At 57.7% G+C, this 15,807-nt stretch carries 12 protein-coding genes; 4 read left to right on the top strand and 8 right to left on the bottom strand.

Translation table 11 applies throughout. The features are described from left to right. Positions 1-14 precede the first annotated feature (14 nt). Positions 15-302: a helix-turn-helix transcriptional regulator gene (locus GOW60_RS12375; protein ID WP_171229702.1), complete on the top strand. Its 288-nt coding sequence runs from the start codon at positions 15-17 to the stop codon at positions 300-302. A gap of 3 nt (positions 303-305) precedes the next feature. Here GOW60_RS12375 and GOW60_RS12370 read toward each other — a convergent pair whose 3' ends face one another. Continuing rightward, entirely contained in the window at positions 306-3,302 is a 2,997-nt protein-coding gene (locus tag GOW60_RS12370; RefSeq protein WP_171229701.1) for a cyclic nucleotide-binding domain-containing protein, read from the bottom strand. Between the two features lie 244 nt (positions 3,303-3,546). Between GOW60_RS12370 and GOW60_RS12365 the strand changes: the two genes are divergently transcribed. Then, complete coding sequence (locus tag GOW60_RS12365) at positions 3,547-3,909, top strand: DUF3307 domain-containing protein (RefSeq protein ID WP_371419740.1); 363 nt, start codon at positions 3,547-3,549, stop codon at positions 3,907-3,909. Between the two features lie 5 nt (positions 3,910-3,914). Here GOW60_RS12365 and GOW60_RS12360 read toward each other — a convergent pair whose 3' ends face one another. The 7 genes from GOW60_RS12360 to GOW60_RS12330 all read right to left on the bottom strand — a co-directional run bounded on the left by GOW60_RS12360 (position 3,915) and on the right by GOW60_RS12330 (position 11,885). Next, complete coding sequence (locus tag GOW60_RS12360) at positions 3,915-4,646, bottom strand: hypothetical protein (protein WP_171229530.1); 732 nt, start codon at positions 4,644-4,646, stop codon at positions 3,915-3,917. 56 nt (positions 4,647-4,702) lie between these two features. Beyond that, the gene (locus GOW60_RS12355; RefSeq protein ID WP_171229529.1) at positions 4,703-6,007 is read right to left on the bottom strand and encodes an FAD-binding oxidoreductase; all 1,305 of its coding nucleotides are present in this window, start codon (positions 6,005-6,007) and stop codon (positions 4,703-4,705) included. Then, the gene (locus tag GOW60_RS12350; RefSeq protein ID WP_152457143.1) at positions 6,004-6,678 is read right to left on the bottom strand and encodes a TetR/AcrR family transcriptional regulator; all 675 of its coding nucleotides are present in this window, start codon (positions 6,676-6,678) and stop codon (positions 6,004-6,006) included. Before GOW60_RS12350 ends, GOW60_RS12355 begins: the two co-directional genes overlap by 4 nt. Then, a complete protein-coding gene (locus tag GOW60_RS12345; protein WP_171229528.1) occupies positions 6,679-8,223 on the bottom strand; it encodes a trimethylamine methyltransferase family protein in 1,545 nt (514 codons plus the stop codon). A 2-nt stretch (positions 8,224-8,225) separates the two neighbouring features. After that, the gene (locus tag GOW60_RS12340; RefSeq protein ID WP_171229527.1) at positions 8,226-10,628 is read right to left on the bottom strand and encodes an FAD-dependent oxidoreductase; all 2,403 of its coding nucleotides are present in this window, start codon (positions 10,626-10,628) and stop codon (positions 8,226-8,228) included. Between the two features lie 111 nt (positions 10,629-10,739). After that, positions 10,740-11,369: a glutathione S-transferase family protein gene (locus tag GOW60_RS12335; RefSeq protein WP_171229526.1), complete on the bottom strand. Its 630-nt coding sequence runs from the start codon at positions 11,367-11,369 to the stop codon at positions 10,740-10,742. 18 nt (positions 11,370-11,387) lie between these two features. After that, entirely contained in the window at positions 11,388-11,885 is a 498-nt protein-coding gene (locus GOW60_RS12330) for a class I SAM-dependent methyltransferase (RefSeq protein ID WP_371813356.1), read from the bottom strand. A 233-nt stretch (positions 11,886-12,118) separates the two neighbouring features. On the opposite strand from GOW60_RS12330, the gene GOW60_RS12325 reads away from it, so the two are divergent. Together GOW60_RS12325 and GOW60_RS12320 are read left to right on the top strand one after the other, a co-directional pair. Further along, entirely contained in the window at positions 12,119-13,891 is a 1,773-nt protein-coding gene (locus tag GOW60_RS12325) for an ABC transporter ATP-binding protein (RefSeq protein WP_171229525.1), read from the top strand. Next, positions 13,884-15,797, top strand: a complete 1,914-nt coding sequence (locus GOW60_RS12320; RefSeq protein ID WP_171229524.1) for an ABC transporter substrate-binding protein — start codon at positions 13,884-13,886, stop codon at positions 15,795-15,797. The genes GOW60_RS12325 and GOW60_RS12320 overlap by 8 nt, the downstream gene beginning before the upstream one ends. The last annotated feature ends 10 nt before the right edge of the window (positions 15,798-15,807 follow it).

Raw genomic sequence — 15,807 nt, 5'->3', positions numbered from 1 at the left:
ACGCTCTGCCAGACATGAAAGACAATGCTGCACGCGCGGCAGCATTTCTTAAAACACTGGCGCATGAGGGGCGCCTGATGATCTTGTGCCATCTTGGTGGTGGTGAAAAATCCGTTGGCCAACTTGAAGAGCTGCTTCAGCTGCGGCAGGCCGCAGTCAGCCAAATGCTTGCGCGCCTGCGCGAGGAAGAGTTGGTCTCGACGCGTCGGGAAGGCAAAACGATCTATTATTCATTGCGCGACGGCGCCACGGAAAAAGTGATCAGTCTGCTTTATGATTTGTTCTGCAACACGGACTGCTGATCGCTAATTGGACACATAGCCGGCGATCACCTGCAACAGCTTGAATGCGGTCGCCGCGTCGTTTTCCACAACGGCAAGGAATTCTTCTTCACCTATCCGCAAGCAGGAAAGCTTGGTTTCCGCCACCATGCTCAGCGCACGCGGTTCTTTTCTGATCAGGCCCAACTCTCCGACCAAAGCACCAGGCCCGACTTTGGTGATCAATTGGTCAGGCCCCTGTTCTTGCGGCAGATACAAACCTGCTTCGCCCTCCAGCACAACATAGGCACCGTCGGTGGGTTGGTCATCTTTCAAGAACACCACCTGCCCCGGCTCGGCATCAAACCAGCGCGCACCAAAGGCCAGCAGGCGCAGCTGCCGCCGATCCAGGCCCGAAAACAACGGGGTTTGTTCCAGAGCGCGCAGTTTCCGCGTCAAATCCGCCGATGCCGCACTGTCTTCCTCCACCTCTACAGGCCCTCCGTCCGAGACCACACGACCTTGCCGGATTTCCACATACATGTCGAATGCACCGGGGTTTTCGAACTGATCATTCAGATAGACAACAGTGGTGTCCGGCAGCAGTTCACGAAGCCGTTTATAGACAGCAACCTGCGTTTTCATGTCGTAGCTGGCCAGCGCATTTTCCAGAATCAGGATGTCAGGTTTCTTGATCGTCGCACGGGTAAAGGCCAAGGGTTCGGCAAATACCGCCGGAAGATTCTGACCGCCCAAAGCAACCTGCACATCATAGATCAGCTCTGTGACCAATGGGCGCGCGCCGTTTTCAGCCAACACATCGACAATCACCTTGCGGGCTTCGTCCGAACGGGAACCGCCAATCTGGCTGACTTTTCCGAACAGCGCATTTTCCATGACCGTCAATCCGGGCGCAAAGACGTTCGTATCCAATGGAACGAAGACGTCTTGCAAACGCTCCATCAGTTTCTCGGAATGGCTGTGCCGGAGTTCAAGGATGCGATCCTTCAGTTCATCCGTGAACGCAGGTCCGATCTGTTCGGCAGAGATCACAAATGGCACCGCCAACATGTTGGCAAGCTGTTCGTCATCCAGCCCGTCCGATCCTTCTTTGCGGGTCTGGTCCACCAGATCCACCGCAATTTCATAGGTTTTTGCATCAAGACCAAGCTTTTGGAACAACGGGTGGTCGGTTCCATCGATCCCGAAGATCTGGCGCAGCATGTCGATCACATCGCGGGTCAACGCAACCAATGTCTCGTCCAGCCCCAGTTCACGCAACTGTCCAAGAAAGACCTTTTGCTGCGCAAGCAAAGCTTGTGTCACAGGAACACGTGGCGTTGCGAACAGCAGGTTTTCAGCCACAGGCAGAGCCGCGTTATAGGTGTTCCGGTCGAAGACGAGCGCCTGTTGTTCCAGCCCGGCCTCCCGAACGGCCTGCTGCACGACCGGGCGCAGCTCGATCAGTTTCTTTGCCAGTTCACAATGCTCGTCCGCATCGAAACTTTGTTCGGCGCCTCGTTGGAACAGCGCTGCGCCGAACCCCATTCCATCAATCAACTGCAACCACCAGGCACGCAGTTCTGCGGCGTCCTGAAAGCCGGCAAGAGTTGGGTCCAGCCATTCCGCCCTGAACGGATCGGCACTGTTGCCCGCCCTCAGAGTTTCAAGAAAATCCGGATCGTCCGGCTGGTCAGTCAGCGGTTTGAACCGCATCGGCATCATCACGTTGTCGCCCAGCGTACCCTGAAACATGACAGGGCGTGATGTGACATACCCGATACGCGCGGCGACAACCGCCTGATGCAACTCGGCCAGTTTCAGGTCTCCGATCCGAACCTGGCCAGCACTGGGACGTATTTCCCGTGTCAGCAATTCGCCGATGGCGCGTCGATCTTCCTCGCTGGGAGCGGCGATCCCAATTGTCTTTCCGGCAGGAAAACTGAGGTCTAGATCATCAAGCACCTGATTGCCATCCATGTCGCGCACCGAAACGTGATCCAGCACGATGTCGCCGTTCAGGTGCGGCCACTCGGAAGGTTCACCTTCGAACAAGGTTTCATCATGCATTCCGGCCGGGGCAAAACGGTCAAGAACCACATCCCAGCGCAGCGACATGTCCTGGGTCTGGTTGTAATAGGTCAGCAGTTCCTTCCAAGGTGAACTGAGATCCTTGTACGCAGCTAATGCGGCAACCAGCGCCCCCAGCGAAACCGAGCCCTGAAGCACCAACAGACCACCAACCAGATAGAACATGAACGGTGTAAGCTGCGAGATGAAGTTGTTCAGGAATTTCATGAAAAACTTCTTTTGATAGATCTCGAAACGGATGCCGAACAGGCGTCCCAATTGCTCTGAGATCATCGACCGGCGAAAACGCCAGCCGCCATTGGTCCGCAGGGTGGACGCGCCCGCTGCGTTCTCGCCGATCTGCGCCGCCAGAACCCGAACCTCCTGAATGCGTTTTTTGTTCAGCAGGTTGATCTGGCGTTGCAGCTTGGGGATCAACCAGGCCTGCAAGGGTATCAGCGCCACCGCGGCCAGCCCGAACCAGACGCTTTGCAGGAACAGGAAGGAAAGTATGGTGATCATTTGGCCGGCCTGAAGAACCGGCTGGCTGATCGCATCGCCCATCAGGCCGCCCATCGGCTCGCTTTCGGCGGTGATCATTGACACCATTTCACCTTGGCTTACACGCTCGAAATAGGGTTGAGGAAAGCGCAGCGCCCGGCTGATCAACTGATAGCGAAAGCGCCGCAGCATCCGTTCACTCAGCACGCCCTTCATGGTGTTGATGCGCATTTTCATCAGGCCATGGCACAGCACGGCCGCCAGAAAGGCAAAGCACAGAACGACCAGAAAATTGGTCTGCGACATGGAATAGCCCCAGATCGTCACCTCAGAGGTGGACGAACCGATCGCGTCATTGATTATTCGTTTTGGCAACTCAAGCGTGAGGTACAGCAAAGGAAACAGCGTCGCCGTCACGGCCAGCAGGATCAGCTGTTCGCGCTTGGAGTATTTCCAGATAAAGCGGAAAATTGTGCGTTCTATGGAACCTGCCCCTGCTGCTGACCTTCGACGTGGATTAAACGCAATGCATGCAATTTCAACAGCATGAATCAAATATCATCCAGACAGGATAAGCAAATTTTTCCCTTTTGGAAAATTTCTTGACCGAATGTGAACTAGTTCATTTACGCGTGCCCGTTTTATTGCCTAATGTTGGCGGCAGAACGATATCGGGAGGGTTCTTTTGACTGCCAGTATTGGCGCAGTGTTTCTTATGCTTTGTCTTTTGTTGATCAAGCATATGTTCGCTGACTACTACCTCCAGACACCGAAGATGCTTTCCGGTCGGGGTGAGTATTTTCACTTGGGACGCGCGCAACATGCCGCTGTGCATGTTGTGGGTTCTGTCGTCGTTTTTTTGGTGTTCGGCGCGCCGTTGTCTTTTATTCTGATTGTCGGGGCGCTGGAATGGTTCATCCATTTCAATATCGATTTCATCAAGGCCAGCTATTCAGACAAAAAGCGACTCGAGCCAACGCAACCCGCTTTTTGGCGCGCCGCAGGTTTGGATCAGTTGATGCACAACCTAACTTATGTTGCGATGGTTTGGGCCTGGGTTACCTTCGCCGCCGCTTGACGGTGTCAGGCCGCGTTCTCCGATACGGCATGCCGATAGGCCCTTAGCCACATCCGATCCAATGCGTCAATCGCAGCAGGGTCGAACCGGTGTTCAACTTCCCAATACCGACCCGAGGCTACATAATATCCAAGATCATCTTCCATTCGCTGCACATTGTGCATGGCTGCAATATCGGGAAGCGGCGCGGCCGTCAGGTCAGATATGTTGACGGATGGAAACACCAGCCGGCTTGGCGCGCTGGACAACCGTACGGTTCTGCACCCCTGAGCGGCTGCAAAAAGACCCAGTCGAGCGGCCTTCGCTTCAAGCGAACGCAGTGTCACGTCCTCTCGCAAAGGGTCCGCCGTGCCACTTCCGTAAAAATGTGTTCGCCCCGATCCTGAATACATCATGTCGCAACCGGAAAAAGCCAGAACATCCGGCTTCAGGGCTGACAAAGCCCAATAACCTGCCGTGAAAGCCATCGTTCCGCCAGCATAGACGAACCCGCCATAGTCATTCTGTCTTGGGACGTATTCGTCGGCAGTGACTATGTGTTGAGTGCTAAGAACTTTTCCAGGGCGGCGCTCTGCCGGGAAGTCTTCGGGGTGGATCAGGTAGTCCCAGTCTTCTCGGATGCGCCATGCGTTGTTGATGGCGACGATATGCGTGAAAGGCGCGCGCGACCATGCCCGCGCCTCCAGCGCCGATGGGGCGCTGCCAAGGATCAATACGGTTGTCTTTCGGTCGGTCATGTCAGGGCCGGGCTTGTTGACAGCCCCACACGACATAGACCGTTTGCGAAACGCGACTAGCCCAGAACCGAGAAACTGCTTTCCTCATTGATCGGGCGTTTGCGCGAGTAGAAGCCCACGTCGATTGTCCGCTTGATGTATGGCAATTCGAACTGCAACGGTTTCGCGTCGTGATCGGCGCCACCTTCACAGTAGTCGATCAGTGCCGCCATCATCTTGCCCGCAATCGGCGCATTCTTGTATTGGTTTCCGCTTGAACCACAGGCCATGTAGAACCCCGGCAGGCTGGATTTGTCATAGATCGGAATCCAGTCGGTCGAAGCATCATACAGGTCAACCACACCCCGCGTTTTTGATGGAATGCCAAGGCTGGGCACACGCTGCGCATACCGCATGGCCTGCGTGGTCCATTGATCGGTGAATTCACGATTGTAGTTCACATCGTCCTCGCACCACTGATGCGGATCACATTCCGGATCCTCAGATCCGACAAGGATGTGATTGCCGTGTTCCGGGCGGCAATAGCAGGCAATGTCACTGTCCGAAACGATGGTTCCGTCGTGTTCAAAATCGAACCCTTCAGGGGCTGGAACGTGCACGACCTCTTGCCGCAAGGGCCGGGTTTTGATGGTCATATCGTCCAGAACGCCGGCCATCTTGTTGATGATGGACGAACCAGGTCCTGCCACATTGACCACAACCTTGGCGTGGATTTCCTCGCCCGAAGCCAGCTTGACGCCGGAAACGCGCCCGCCCTCGGTCAGGATTTCCGTGACTTCAGCGCCGGTGCGCACCTCGGCCCCATGCAGTTTCGCGGCATCCATAAGGTTCTGGGCCGACAGGGCCGGGTCGGTGACATAACCCGCTTGAGGCCAGTACACCCCGCCCGTCATTTTGCGCCCGTTGGGTTGGCCGAATTCAGGATCGTCCATACGGCGCGCGGGGGCAAAGCTGTCCAGCGAATAGACCGGCAAGCGTTCCAGCACTTTTTCATCTGACCATTCCTCGAACGGGCAATCCAGCTCGGACGAATTGCGCATGTGCTTTTCCAGCATCCCGTTCGCCTCGGTTTTCATGACCAGACAGCCGGTTTCGCGGAACTGCGCAAGGTTGGCGTCTTCCGGCAAGCCAAGATACTCGGCCCAGTCGCGCCAGTAGTGGTAGCCTTCCCAGGCAAACGCGGTTCCATCGAATGTGGAATAATGCATCCGGATAATTGCGCACGACCCGGCGGTAGAACCGTGCCCGACCTGAGAATTCCGGTCCAACGACAGTGTTTTCCATCCCGCCTTGGACATCTCGAACGCAATGGCCGCGCCGATCACGCCAGTTCCAATGATGATTGCGTCTGGTTGGCTCATGTCTGGTTTCCTTTCCAAAAGCGCAGGGAATACGCGCTGAATTCTTCAACTTCCTCGGGTTTCGGCTCGACGCCTGTGAAGGCGTAGAGGTAATGCGGCACCATCGACAGCCGCATCTCGATAGGTTCGTTCAATTGCGCCAGATCATAACCGATCTGCATGTAATACAGCACGCGCGCCCGGGTTTCGGCTTCGATCTCGGAATAGCCGTAGCGGGCGAACATGGCGTGCAGCGCTTCCAGCCTGCGGGCGTCCGACTGGTCCAGCATACGCCGCACCTTGCCTGATTTTCGCGCCCAGTCACGTACCGCAAAATCCAGCGCCGTATCGAACAAATCGGTGTTCACCACGCACCGATGAACGTTGCAGACGGCCGCCGTTATCGTCTCGGCCGGTGCTTCGGCCTGCGCGACCAAAGCGGCTGTGTTGGTGGCCTGCCAACGCGCCAGCAATGCATCCAGCAACTCTTGCCGGGATTTGAAGTACCAATAGAACGACGACCGCGATACTGCCATCCGTTCGGCCAGGTTCAGGACCTTGATCTGGTCCACCCCGTCCGAAATCAGCACATCCATCGCCACGTTCAGCCAGTCGTCGCGCGTGACCTTGATGTTGCCGATCAATGGTTCGGCCTCGGGGTCATCGCGATGAAGGATCGGTTTCGGGCTCATTCAACTCTCCGGCGGTGCCCCGCCCTCGGCGGTACGACGGGCAATGAAGTCATGTAAATCACCTGTCCGATCATTGTCGACAGCGGGCGCCTGGAAGTCGTTCAGAATGCCTTTCCAAACATCCGTTGCCCGATGGTTTGCGTCCACAGACCCGCGTTCGGCCCAGGTGCCGAAATTGGCGTAGTCATGGACATGCGGTTGATAGAACTCGGTATTATAGCGCTCCATCGTCTGGCTTGATGCAAAGAAGTGGTCACTGGGTTCAACCTCACTCAATGCAGTTTCAAACCCGATCTCGGACGGCCCTGCCTGAACGCCCGCGCACAGTTCGGCGACCATATTCAGCACTTCCGCATCGCAGACCAGCTTTTCGAAGGAAACCGTCAACCCGCCTTCCAACCAGCCTGCGGAGTGGATGATCACCGTTGCGCCGGCCATAAGGCATCCCCAAAGGCCAAACTGATTCTCGTTTGCGGCCTGCACGTCGTTGGTGTTTGACGCCGATCCGGCAGCCGACCGCCAAGGCAAACCAAGATGCCGCGCCAGTTGGCCCGCAGCCAGTGATGCCTGAAAGTGCGACGGTGTCCCAAAGGCGGGCGCGCCGGACTTCATGTCCACGTTACTGGTGAACGTGCCATAACAGACTGGAGCACCAGGATTGGCAAGTTGGGTCAAAGTCAGCGCGGCAAGGGCCTCGGCATGGGACAAGGTGATCGCCCCGGCCACGGTAATCGGTGCCATCGCGCCCATCAGGGTAAAGGGTGTGATGATCGACATCTGACCGTGGCGGGCGAAGTCGATCAGACCTTGCGCCATGGGGATATCCAATGTGCGCGGGCTGTTAGTGTTGATGATCGTATAGCAATGCGCATGGCCCCGGAACGCATCATCCGAAAGACCGCGTGCCGTGGTCAGCATCTCAAAACAGTCCATCACCTGCGGGGTTCCACGCGAAAAGAAGAACGGAAACTTGTCCGTCAGTTCCATCTGGGCCCGAGTCGTGAAGTAATGGCGCAGATGGGTCGGCACATCCTGCGGCTCGACCTGCGGCGAGATCATCTGGAACACGTCGAAATGATGGGTGAGCTTCAGAAACTCCAGATAATCCTGACCTGTCGCCGGGCGCCGACCACGTTCAAGATCGGTTGCGTTCGGCGCGCCGGCTCCGGGTTGAAACACCAGCGCGCCCAGTTCGAGCGTAAAATCGCGACGCCGCGAGCCGGCGCGACAGGCGATGGATTTGGGCGCTGACGCGACTGCGGCTTCAACCATCTCACGCCCGATAAACACCATCTCAGTGTCTTCATCTACCCGCGCGCCGCCCTGTTTGAACAGTTTCCGCGCCTCGGGCAGCAGGGTCTTTACCCCCAACTCTTCCAGTGTCCGCAAGGCGGTGTCATGCATATCCGCGATCTGATCGGCCGGGAACACTTCCATCTGTGGGAAAGGGTTCCTGAGCTGGCGATAGTTCACATCGCGACCGGGCTGCGGGGCGGCTTCAGCCCCCCGCCCCCGCCGTCGGCGCCCGCGCTCTGCAGCAGTCATGATCAGCCTCGCATCGCTTTGCCTTCGGGGTCATAAGGTGACGGCGCGATCACACGCGCCGGACGTTCAACCCCCACCACGTGAACGGACAGTTCCGTGCCCGGTTCCGCCTTGTCCCGATCGATCAGGGCCATCGCCAGTGACTTGCCGGTGTAGTGCCCGTAGCCGCCCGAGGTTACGAACCCAACGCGTTCGCCATTGGCCCAGACCGGTTCGTATCCGCTGGCATCTGCGTCCAGAGCATCAATTTCCAATGTCGCCTGAATTTGCGCGGGGCCGTTGCCGTCACGTTCGGCAAGCGCGCCCACCTTTCCAACAAAGTCCTTGTCCCAGTCGATCCAGCGATCCATTCCGGTCATGCCCGGTGTATAGGCTTGCGTGAATTCCGCCGACCAGATGCCAAAGCTTTTCTCAAGCCGTGTTGACAGCATCGCGTTGAAGCCGCATTCGCGGATGCCTTCCTCGGCCCCTGCTTCCAACAGGATGCGGCGCAGCTTGATATGGTCACCATAGCGGCAGTTGATCTCGTACCCTTTTTCTCCGGTCACCGACATACGGGCGACGCGGGCGCGCACGAGGCCGATATCGAAATCGCCGCACCCCATGAACTTCAAGCCCGAGATATCCTGTTCCGCCAGTTTTTCCACAACCACCTGTGACTTCGGCCCGACCACGGCAAAGCCGCAATATTCCTCGCCCAAATCACAGATATTGACGCCATCCATCATGTGATCGTCGAACCAGCGCATATGCCAGGCCCGCAGGTAATAGCTGCCCATGATCCACCAGGTCCCGTCGCCCCAGTTCAGCACCGTCAGATCGCCCTTCAGCCGCCCATCCTCACCCAACATCGGGGCCAGTTTCGCACGACCCGGGCCGGGGAGCTTGGAGGCCATTACCATATCCAGCCAGGCTTCTGCGTTCGGACCGGAAACCTCGAACCGAGAAAAGCCCGAAATATCCAGCAAGCCCGCACCTTCGCGGATCACTTTGCATTCCTCGGCCACGATGTCATGCGCGTTCGAACGCTTGAGCGTCGGCGTTTCCTCGAACCCTTTCGGCGCGAAATAAAGCGGTACTTCGAGATCCCAGCTGACGCCCCATTTGCACCCTGCCTCGGTCATCGCATCATGCGCCGGTGCCATTTTCAGCGGCCGTCCGGCGGGCAGTTGCTCGTTCGGATAGGTCATCACGAAGCGGCGGGAATAGAACTGCCCGGTCGTCTCGCGGATATAGCGTTTGTTCTGGGCATAGTCGCCATAGCGCGCCACATCCATCGGCCAGGCATCTGCCTCGGGCTCGCCATGGATCATCCATTCGGCCAGCGTCTTGCCGACGCCACCACCCTGCAGGAACCCGGCCATCACCGCGCAGGCGGTCCAATAGCCGCGCTTGCCCGGCACCGGACCGACCAGAGGGTTGCCGTCGGGCGAGAAGGTGAACGCACCGTTCACCCATGTCTTGATGCCCACGTTTTGGATCGCCGGATAGCGTTCGAACCCCAGCGTCAGCTCGTTTTCGATACGATCCAGCTGCTCCTGGAACAGCTCTTCGCCATAATTCCACGGCGCGCCGTCCATGGCCCAGTGTTCGTGATCGACCTCATAAATGCCGACCAGAACGCCCTTCTGGTCCTGCCGCATATAGGTGAAGCCCTCAAGATCCACGGTCATCGGCATCTCGAAATCGGCCGCTGCGACCTCGGGCACCGTGTCGGTGATCAGGTAATGGTGTTTCAGCGGAGAAACCGGCAGTTCGACCCCTGCCATGCGCCCCACCTGCTTGGCCCACAAGCCGGCGGCGTTGACCACATGATCGCAGGTGATTGTGCCCCTGTCGGTCACCACCTGCCAGCCATCCGCCGTCTGGATCAGTTCCTCGACCTTGGTTTCCTCGTAGTATTCCGCCCCGCGCTTTTTCGCGGCGGTGGCATAGGCCTGCACGGTGCCTGTGGTGTCGATATAGCCTTCGCGGTCGGCCCACATCGCGCCCAGAATGCCGTCGGTGGACATGATCGGGCAGCGTTTCTGCGCCTCTTGAGGGCTCAGCAGTTCACAGTCATCAATGCCGATGGACTGGAAGATGCGGTAATTGGCCTGCAACCACTCCCACCGCTCGGGGGTTCCCGCCAGCGTCAGACCACCGGTCATGTGCAGGCCGATATTCTGGCCTGATTCCTTCTCGATCTCGCTGAGCAGATCAATCGTATAGGCCTGCAAAGACGCCATGTTCGGATCGGCATTCAAAGCATGAATGCCTCCCGCCGCGTGCCAGGACGACCCAGACGCCAGCCGCCGCCGCTCCAACATGACGACATCCGACCAGCCAAACTTGGCCAGGTGATACAGAACCGAGGCCCCGACAACGCCTCCTCCGATGACCACGACGCGATATTGGGATTTCATCCCGACCTCCCCTGAACAGAATCTGGGGAGACGCTAGTGGCACTGTTCACATCTGTCTAGACATTTCTGTACAGTGCTGGTCACAACGCAACCCGGCACGGTTCGGCCCGTTTACAGACTTGCGCTTGGACGAGATTGGATGGCTTGAAACCACGCCAGGGTGGCCGCATTGTCTTCCGGGATACGCATCTTGATGACGCGGGCGAAATCGACAAAAACGAATGCCGAGATATCCGCCAGGGAAAACACGTCACCGGCCACAAACGGGCTTTCCGTCAGACGTGATTCCAGCATTTCAAAGAAGGATGCCACACGCTCGCGCCCGCGCTGTGCAAGTTCGGGAATCTGCGCATGATTGGAGGGGCCCGGGATGGCGCGATCCTTGAAGGCGGGATGTCCATTGCGCAAAGCCTCGGCAATCGGTGCCCCGCCCTGATGTTCGACGATCGCGTTCCACGTCAGAACCAATCCTTTTTCCTCAGGGGTTCGGCCCATCAAAGGCGGTTCGGGAAACTGTGCCTCCAGAAATGCCGCAATGCCCAGGTTTTCTGTCAGAACGGTTCCGTCATCCGTTACCAGAACCGGGATCGTGGCCCGTGGGTTCACAGCGCGAAAGGCTTCGCTCAATTGTTCATCTTTCGCAATCGAGACCTCACGCGTTTCGATATCCAATCCTTTTTCGGCAATGAACATCCGCGCACGACGGGGGTTTGGAGCAGTGGAGCAATCGTAAAAAATCATGGCGTTACTCCTTTTTGGTCAGCGGCGATATATGAAACAGCGCCCTTCGACGGCGCCTTCGGGCAACGGCATCTCGGTCAGCCCTTCGAAATACATCCGATCACTCGATACCATCAGCCCGCCCGGAGCAAGCAAAGGCTCGATGAGCGGAGATACAAACCGCGCGAATTTGTCATTCTTTTCGCGATTGTGCCCGCCAAGATCCGCGTGGATCAGGCTGGCTGACGCGCCGAACCGTTCAACCGATGCAGGCAGGGTATCCCGCACGTCGCCCAGAATCACGTGATCTTCGGGCGGGGTCGAGTCGGGGTGCGAAGCCACCGCGCGCTCGAACACATAGACTGGTCGGCCATCCATGTGCTGCACAAGATGGTGATACGTACGCCCGTTGCCCAAACCCAATTCGAAAACCGGACCTGTCATGCCCGCAGTGTGCCGGATTGCGTAATCCAGACAAGCGCGCTGTGACACCATGCGATCGATGAACAGATCCAGACGGCTTTGATTCTCGGACACCAGAAAATATCTCCTTGACACCAATCGAGAGCATAAATGCGCCCGATGCCGTCCTTGATGGCAAAATCTCAAGACTTTGTGTAGCGACGAAGCCCATAGTTTCACGATTTCGCGACATTTCGGCCCAAGAACGGGTTTGACTAGACGGGCGGAACCGCGCGACACTGAACAAAAAATCACGGGGAGTTGAAGTAACCGATGTCATCGAACGGTCAAACGGGTGGAAAACCCGCATGAGCGCGTTGTTGTCCGTAAGAGACCTCAGCATCGGCTTTGGTACGGGCAATTCCGTGGTCACGGATGTGAACTTTGATGTCGAAGCCGGACAGACGCTGGCCCTGGTCGGTGAATCGGGATCGGGAAAAACAATCACATGCCGCGCCGCCTTACGTATCTTGCCCCGCACGGCGCAGATTCGAAGCGGCACGATTACCTTGAACGATTCCAAAGGCATGTGCGAGCTCACCACGGTTTCCGAACGTGAGCTGCGCGACATCCGCGGCAATCGGGTTTCAATGATCTTTCAGGAGCCCATGAGATCGCTGTCCCCGCTGCACAAGATTGGCAATCAGGTCAGCGAGGTTTTGTGGCTACATCGTGGGCTGTCCGAGTCCGCGGCACGCAAAAAGGTCCTGACGCAGTTCGAACGCGTCGGGTTCCCTGATCCACAGCGTGCCTATGACTCCTACCCTTTCGAGTTGTCCGGCGGTATGCGCCAACGCGCCATGATCGCCATGGCCATGGTGTCCAAACCCGAATTGCTGATCGCGGACGAACCGACCACCGCACTGGATGTGACCACGCAGGCGCAGGTTCTGGGCCTGATCAAGGAATTGCAGCGTGAAACCGGCATGGCGCTCATTCTGGTGACTCATGATCTGGGTGTCGTCGCCAACATGGCCGAGCAGGTCGTCGTCATGCACAAGGGACGTATCATGGAGGCCGGCCCCGCCGCCCCGATCCTGACCGCGCCCGCACACCCGTATACCAAGCAGCTGTTTGATGCCGCGCCGGAAATACCGGATCAGGACGCGGTGGGTATACCGATGCCCGACACAGATCTGATCCTGCAGATGAAGGATGTGTCCAAGACCTACACAATGCGGTCCAGCAAAGGATGGCAATCCGACAAAGCAATCTATGCCTGCCGAGGAGTCGACCTGAACCTGGCGCGCGGCAAGACTTTGGCAATTGTCGGTGAAAGCGGATCGGGAAAGACAACGGCGGCCCGCATCGCCTTGGGGGCTGAATTGCCCGACCCCGGTGGTGAAGTCCTGTTTCGTACCGCCCCCGATGCCGACCCGATCACGGTGCACAACATGACCCGAGCCCAGCGCACAGCGTTTCAGCGCAAGGCACAGATGGTTTTTCAGGACCCTTACAGTTCGCTCAGCCCCCGGATGCGCATTCAGGACGCCATGACCGAACCACTGGAAATCCATCGCATCGGCACAACAGCCGAACAGCGTGACAAGGCCGCCGAGATGTTGCAGCGCGTCGGCCTGACGGGTGATATGCTCAAACGCTATCCGCACGCGTTTTCCGGAGGGCAGCGACAGCGCCTTTCAGTGGCGCGGGCCATGATGCTGGACCCGCAGTTGATCGTGTGCGACGAACCGACCTCGGCATTGGACGTGTCTGTTCAGGAACAAATCCTGACCTTGCTGGAAAACCTGCAAGACAGCCTGAACCTGTCCTACCTGTTCATCTCACATGATCTGGCCGTTGTCGCACGGATCGCTGACGAAGTTGCTGTCATGAGGCGGGGTCTGATCGTCGAACAGGCACCGCCCGAAACTCTTTTCTACAATCCGCGCCATCCATACACCAAGGCGCTGATTGCCGCTCAACCCGAACCCGACATCAATCGCCCGATTGACCTTCAATTGGTTTCTCTGGGTGCCGGCGCGCCGGACAGTTGGGATGAAGCCTTTCGTTTCTCGGACACCGTGATACCCTCACTGGTGGAATTGGAACCGGGCCATAAGGTACGTTGCCATGTTTAATACCATTCGCCCTCTGCTGCTGGCTGCTATGCTGGCGTTTTCAGGGATCCTGCCCGCGGCGGCAGATACAATCCCAACACCTCAGGAAAGCGCCTTCTGGAGCGCAGAGGTTGAAAGCGGCAATCTTCCGCCAGTGCAGGAGCGTTTGCCCAAGGACCCTCTGATTGTGGATCTGGCCGCAAAAGGAAGAGAATTCGGGAAACCGGGTGGCACTCTGCGCACCATGGTCACGCGATCCAAAGACATCCGGCAGATGGTTGTCTACGGCTATGCAAGGCTGGTCGGGTTCAACCAAGATTACGAATTGGTACCCGACCTGCTGGCCTCGTATGAAAACGAGGGCAATCGCAAATTCACCCTGAAACTGCGCGAAGGGCACAAGTGGTCGGACGGCTCACCCTTTACCTCGGAAGACTTCCGCTATTGGTGGGAAGACGTCGCCAACAACGAGTTGCTCAGCCCGTCAGGCCCACCCGATTTTCTGATCGTCGAAGGTAAATTGCCCACGGTCACGTTTCCCGATGAGACCACCGTGATCTTCGAATGGGACGACCCGAACCCGAACTTCCTGCAATCTCTGGCACAAGCACGACCGCCGTTTATTTACCGGCCGGCCGCGTTTCTGAAACAGTATCACGAGAAATACGCGGACGCGGAAGAGCTTGCCTTTCAGGTTGAAGATGCCCGGGTCAAAAGCTGGGCGGCGCTGCACAACAAGCTGGATAATCTTTACAAGTTCGACAACCACGAACTTCCCACGTTGCAGCCATGGCTGAACGCCAGTTCGGGCAAGAAAATCCGTCACAACTTTGTGCGCAACCCCTATTATCACCGGATCGACAGCAAGGGGGTGCAACTTCCCTATATTGACGTGGTCGAGATGGAGATCGTCGCCCCCGGTCTTGTTGCCGCCAAGACCAACGCCGGTGAAAGCGACCTGCAAGGCCGTGGCCTTGCCTTCCGAGACGCGTCGATCCTCAAGAAAGGCGAAGCACAAGGCGGATACAAAACGCTGTTGTGGAAAACCGGCGTGGCCTCGCAGATCGCGATCTACCCGAACCTGAACTTTTCTGATGATGTCTGGCGCGATGTACTGAGGGACGTTCGCGTGCGGCGCGCCTTGTCGTTGGCCATCGACCGGCAGACCATCAACCAGGCGCTTTACTTCAAACTCGCACACCCCGCCGCGAACTCGGTTCTTCCCGCCTCGCCCTTCTACAGTGAAGAAAACGCTGCGGCCTGGGCGCAATACGATGTGGATCAGGCCAATGCGCTTTTGGATGAGGCTGGTCTGGATCAGCGCGACAAGAACGGCATTCGCCTGTTGCCTGACGGTCGTCCGATGGAGCTGGTGATCGAAACCGCAGGTGAGCGGCAGGAGGTCGAAAACGCGCTTCAGATCGTGACCGATACTTGGCGTGAAATCGGTGTCAAACTGGTCATGCGCCCGCTGGACAGGGACATCCTGCGCAACCGTGTGTTCGCGGGCAATTCGATGGCGTCCGTCTGGTTCGGTTGGGATGACGGTATTCCGCAGGCGCATACGTCCCCGGCTTATCTGGCCCCGACAGATCAGGTGTTCCTGGCCTGGCCAAAATGGGGACAATACTACCAGACCGGTGGCGAAGCGGGTGAGGCCCCTGATATGCCAGAGGCGCAGCGCCTGATGGAATTGGCCCATGAATGGCAAATCGCCACGACCGATGAAGAACGCGCAGCTGTCTGGGTCGAGATGTTGAAGATCCATGCCGATCAGGTCTATGCCATCGGCATCCTGAACGGCGCCCCCCAGCCCATTGTGGTGTCAAACCGCCTGCGCAATGTACCGCAACAGGCTATGTGGGCCTGGGAACCCGGTGCACATTTCGGCATTCACCGCCCGGACGAATTCTTTTTCGCCGATTGAGCAGGAGCAG

The sequence above is a fragment of the Ruegeria sp. HKCCA4008 genome, from assembly GCF_013033125.1.
In the GTDB taxonomy this organism is placed as follows: domain Bacteria; phylum Pseudomonadota; class Alphaproteobacteria; order Rhodobacterales; family Rhodobacteraceae; genus Ruegeria.
This window is presented reverse-complemented; position numbering and strand designations above follow the sequence as displayed.

Bases quoted from the DNA above. Each gene is read 5' to 3' on its own strand.
- GOW60_RS12375 (WP_171229702.1), top strand. From the start codon at position 15: ATGAAAGACAATGCTGCACGCGCGGCAGCATTTCTTAAAACACTGGCG.
- GOW60_RS12365 (WP_371419740.1), top strand. From the start codon at position 3,547: ATGCTTTGTCTTTTGTTGATCAAGCATATGTTCGCTGACTACTACCTC.
- GOW60_RS12360 (WP_171229530.1), bottom strand. From the start codon at position 4,646: ATGACCGACCGAAAGACAACCGTATTGATCCTTGGCAGCGCCCCATCG.
- GOW60_RS12355 (WP_171229529.1), bottom strand. From the start codon at position 6,007: ATGAGCCAACCAGACGCAATCATCATTGGAACTGGCGTGATCGGCGCG.
- GOW60_RS12350 (WP_152457143.1), bottom strand. From the start codon at position 6,678: ATGAGCCCGAAACCGATCCTTCATCGCGATGACCCCGAGGCCGAACCA.
- GOW60_RS12345 (WP_171229528.1), bottom strand. From the start codon at position 8,223: ATGACTGCTGCAGAGCGCGGGCGCCGACGGCGGGGGCGGGGGGCTGAA.
- GOW60_RS12340 (WP_171229527.1), bottom strand. From the start codon at position 10,628: ATGAAATCCCAATATCGCGTCGTGGTCATCGGAGGAGGCGTTGTCGGG.
- GOW60_RS12335 (WP_171229526.1), bottom strand. From the start codon at position 11,369: ATGATTTTTTACGATTGCTCCACTGCTCCAAACCCCCGTCGTGCGCGG.
- GOW60_RS12325 (WP_171229525.1), top strand. From the start codon at position 12,119: ATGAGCGCGTTGTTGTCCGTAAGAGACCTCAGCATCGGCTTTGGTACG.
- GOW60_RS12320 (WP_171229524.1), top strand. From the start codon at position 13,884: ATGTTTAATACCATTCGCCCTCTGCTGCTGGCTGCTATGCTGGCGTTT.